This window comes from uncultured Gimesia sp. (assembly GCF_937919775.1).
In the GTDB taxonomy this organism is placed as follows: Bacteria; Planctomycetota; Planctomycetia; order Planctomycetales; family Planctomycetaceae; genus Gimesia.
The window spans coordinates 1-3908 of the sequence record NZ_CALFPF010000184.1; the positions used below are offsets into that span (position 1 = coordinate 1).

4 protein-coding genes are annotated in these 3908 nt (G+C 52.9%); 3 read left to right on the forward strand and 1 reads right to left on the reverse strand.

Annotated features, from left to right (window positions below; genetic code table 11):
* The first annotated feature begins 96 nt into the window (after nucleotides 1–96).
* Nucleotides 97–1149, forward strand: a complete 1053-nt coding sequence (locus tag Q0294_RS04960) for a pyridoxal-phosphate dependent enzyme (protein ID WP_299461529.1) — start codon at nucleotides 97–99, stop codon at nucleotides 1147–1149.
* A 35-nt stretch (nucleotides 1150–1184) separates the two neighbouring features.
* Complete coding sequence (locus Q0294_RS04965) at nucleotides 1185–2099, forward strand: dihydrodipicolinate synthase family protein (RefSeq protein WP_299461531.1); 915 nt, start codon at nucleotides 1185–1187, stop codon at nucleotides 2097–2099.
* Nucleotides 2100–2124: 25 nt separating this feature from the next.
* On the opposite strand, the gene Q0294_RS04970 is transcribed toward Q0294_RS04965, so the two are convergent.
* Entirely contained in the window at nucleotides 2125–3546 is a 1422-nt protein-coding gene (locus Q0294_RS04970) for a neutral/alkaline non-lysosomal ceramidase N-terminal domain-containing protein (protein WP_299461533.1), read from the reverse strand.
* Here Q0294_RS04970 and Q0294_RS04975 point away from each other — a divergent pair.
* On the forward strand, nucleotides 3545–3673 hold the full coding sequence (locus tag Q0294_RS04975) for a hypothetical protein (RefSeq protein WP_299461535.1): 129 nt from the start codon (nucleotides 3545–3547) through the stop codon (nucleotides 3671–3673). The genes Q0294_RS04970 and Q0294_RS04975 overlap by 2 nt on opposite strands.
* Nucleotides 3674–3908 lie beyond the last annotated feature (235 nt).

Consider the following 3908-nt stretch of genomic DNA (forward strand, 5'->3'; position numbering starts at 1 on the left):
CTGATGTTTTGAAAGCGGCTCTGATCTCGATCGTTTTGGTTAAATATTTTGTTGTCGGCATCAATGAATTGATGATTTTTTACCAGGGACTGGTAGATGGATTTAGAAAAATTCACTTTAGGTGAAGGGCAGACGCCACTCTTACGGTCCCGACACATTGGTCCGGCCGCAGGGCTGGACCATTTGTATTTTAAACTGGAAACCGTCAATCCGACGGGCTCTTATAAAGATCGTTTCGCTGCCGCCGCGATTACGGATATGCTGGCGAAAGGCAAGAACCGTGTTGTGACCTGTTCGAGCGGAAATGCCGGTTCCGCGCTTGCCGCCTACAGTGCCGCCGCGGGAATGTCATGTCAGGTCGTCGTATTTAGTGGCGCGCCGGAAAACAAATTGAAACAGATGCTGGCCTACGGTGCGGAAATCTGGAAGATTCGTGATTTCGGAGCCGACCCGGATATTACCAGAGACACGTTTAGACATCTGAAACAGATCGGAGCGGCGTCTGGTGCGCAGCTGCAGATCAGCAGTTATCAATTTAACCCTGTCAGTATGCAGGGGGTGGAAGCGATTGGGCGGGAACTTGTGGATCAGTCCGCTTTGTTGCAGCGTCCCCTTGATCACGTCTTCAGTTGCGCGGGGGGCGGGGGGTTGCTGCTGGCCGTCGTGCGGGGGCTTGAGACGGCTTTGCAGCAGAAAAAAATCACCCGCCTGCCGGCCATACACTGTGTGCAGCCGGCGGGTAATAATACAATTGCCGGGCCGTTAAGAGCGGGCGCCGATCGCGCGCAGTCCTGTCAGAGCACGACTGAAATTGGTGGTCTGCAGGTTGCCAGCGTGCTCGATGGGGACGAAGTCATTTTCGCCTGCCGAAAGACCGGAGGTGCCGGTTACCTGGTCGAAGACGAAACCGTCTATGAAGTGCAGTCACAGCTCGCGCGGCAGGAAGGAATTTTCTGTGAACCTGCCGCAGCGGTTTCACTGGCGGGAGTTCTGCAGGCCACAAACGAGGGAAAAATTCAACGTGAGGAAACAGTGGTCTGTCTCATCACAGGCACGGGATTCAAAGATCAGCCCTCGATTGACCGGATGCTGGCTTCCCGTACCTGTCCGGTAATTACCTTAGCAGAGTTTATTGATCAAACATCTTAATCACCCGTCAATTCAAACAAAGAAAGTCATAACACATGGCCAAACCAATCAAGATGATTACCGCGCTGGGAACTCCACTGACGGCAGACGAAGAATTGCATCTGCCGGGGCTGGAAGCGCATATTCAGGATCAGCTGGCGCATGGTATTAACGGGTTTTTAGTCGCCGGAACGATGGGGCTGATGCAGTTACTTAAGGAATCCACCTATCTGCAGCTGGTCGAGCAGAGTGTGCACTTCAATGCAGGCAAAGCCGAGTTGCTGGTGGGAGTGGGGGATACCAGTTTCGTGCGGACCCGTGATCGCATCCGCATGGTCGAGGAATATGATATTGATGGTGTTGTTGTGGTGGCTCCTTATTTTATCAAATTCAGTCAGGAAGATTTGATCGATTATTACCTGTCGCTGGCAGACTTGAGTTCCAAACCGCTGTTTCTGTACGACCTGCCTCAGACAACGGGAACAAAACTCGAAGTGGGAACCGTGTTGAAACTGGCCGAACACCCGAACATTCACGGGATTAAATGTTCGGATCATTTTGTGACGATTCGCCCGGTAATTGATGCGATTGGTGATGAGTTCCGAGTGATTGTGGCGCAGCCTAATTTAATGGACGTACTGTTACGATCCGGAGTGTATGAGCATCTGGACGGAATTTATGGTCTGGTGCCGGAGTGGATTGAAAACATGGTCGCCGCCACTGAAGCAGAGAACTGGGAAGAACTGGCGCTGGTTCAGCAGGATCTGTCTGAATTACTGCGAATTCTGATCACGTTTTCCGCGCCGCTGTTTGCGTCTGTGACGGCGCTGTTAAACATGCGAGGCATTCCCGGCAACTTTGCTCCCCGGCCGATTCGTCCCTTAACGGCTGAGGAGCGTGTGCAGCTTTTAGAATTTCCACTCATTCAGAAAATTTTCGCCGGAAAATCTGTGACATCTGTCGAAGTCTGAGCAGGTCTGCTGCCGGTTGACCGCTTCAGTCTGTTTTCGAATCAACCAGCTTTACCAGCTTGTGAACTGATGCGGAGATGAGGTCTTCCGTATCAGGTCCCCAGCGGTAAGCAGGGCGACCGTATTCGTAAAGGTTCGCACCCCCTTCGTAACCTCCTTCAAGCCAGACGCGTTTGGAGGGGATGTAGGAGATCATGTCGTCCGCATAACCGCAGACCCAGGTGCCCGGTCCGAATTCCTGTTTGAAACGGAGCGAGTAATCGACCACGGTTTCCGCGCCCATTCCGATCATCAGTGTTTCGGTGCCCAGACGCCAGGCATGAATCGGATACGGATAGGAAGCCGGAAACGTTTCGCCTTGATCCAGTTTTTTCAGCAGGCGTTCGGCCCAGCGTTTTTTAATGGCATTGCTGCTTTTGGTGTCCGCTTCCAGATCGGCGCGGGTGACGACTTTGAGGTAAGGGAGTTCGACATATTCAAATGCGGTCTTCAAGCCGGGAGAAATCGGTTTGAGTGGTTTCTGCAGAACTTCTTCGACGCCCACTGCCAGGAGATGACCGTATTTTTCGCAGAGTTCGACGGTTCTGCGGGGGAGCGGGTTCTGATCGCCGCCGCAGGTGTTGACAAACATGGCCGTGACGCCCGGATGATTTTTTTCGATTTCGAGTTGCGCGAAACCGGGATAATCGCCACAGACTTTGGTGAAGCTGAGCGTCGTGGGATGGCAGGCATAACCAAAAAGGACGGCGTCGAGTTTTCCGTCAGGACGTGTGACCGTCATCACGGGGACCGCGTGATCGACGGGACCCACCAGCGCTTTGCCAGATTTTAAGAGAGAGAGGATATCGGCTTCCCGATTGTTGCGACGATTGACGGCGAACGTGGCTTGTCCCGTTCCCGTATGCAGACTGGCGGGGGAGAGGTTTGCCAGTGCCTGTCCGATCATTTTAACCGTTTCGACGACCATGCGATCGGTATATTCTTCGACGAGTTTGTCCTGCTGGGGAGTGGTGGGATAATAATCGTACAGATCATCGCCCAGGCGCGGGCCGCAGTGGTTGTGCGAGAAAGTAAACATGATCTGTTTGCGTTCGAGTCCATAGTTGTTTTTGATCTGCTCGAAGACGCGGTCGCTCATACTTTGGGGAACGCCTTGAAAATCGCTGGTGATCAGGACGGCACGCTGCCCTTTGTTGTCTTCCAGCGCCAGGGCTTTCATCCAGATGTCGTGCAGCTTCCCATCGGGTGCCCGTTTCGATCCGTAACCGGCAAGCCAGACTTCTGTTTCCGGAGTGATTATCGTTTTAGCGATGCCCGCTTTCCAGTTTTCGGCGGCACAAACTTCCGCAGAGGAGAATCCGCAGAGACAGAGGGCAAGCAGGCAGATTTGCAATAAAAACTGCCGCGAGAGATTGCAGAAGAATTCCGGTTTCGGGACCCGTTGCATGGTGCTGTTTTCCTTTTGTATTGAACAGGGCTTTTCAACTGACCACGACTACGCGGTTCAAACTTACGGGACCCTGGATGGTGCGACGAAATCAGCCAAAGCGAATCAACGCGGCTGCGATTTCTAATGTAAGTTTACAAAAGTGAAATAGCAAGTGGGATGGCACGTTCCGTGGTGTTAATCCCAGAATCCCGAATGCGAGAGCAGATGAGCCGACGGTGTGCACCGGGCGTTCGTTTCATCAGCGCGGCAGGGGTCGCGGAGAAGAGCCTGCTGGAATATTCAGAGCAAAGTGCGACTGTTAAGACATTTGCTTTCGAACAGTTTTTCCGATGTTTGATTCCTGACCAATCCGGGCAGCG

Bases quoted from the DNA above. Each gene is read 5' to 3' on its own strand.
- Q0294_RS04970 (WP_299461533.1), bottom strand. From the start codon at position 3,546: ATGCAACGGGTCCCGAAACCGGAATTCTTCTGCAATCTCTCGCGGCAG.
- Q0294_RS04965 (WP_299461531.1), top strand. From the start codon at position 1,185: ATGGCCAAACCAATCAAGATGATTACCGCGCTGGGAACTCCACTGACG.
- Q0294_RS04975 (WP_299461535.1), top strand. From the start codon at position 3,545: ATGGTGCTGTTTTCCTTTTGTATTGAACAGGGCTTTTCAACTGACCAC.
- Q0294_RS04960 (WP_299461529.1), top strand. From the start codon at position 97: ATGGATTTAGAAAAATTCACTTTAGGTGAAGGGCAGACGCCACTCTTA.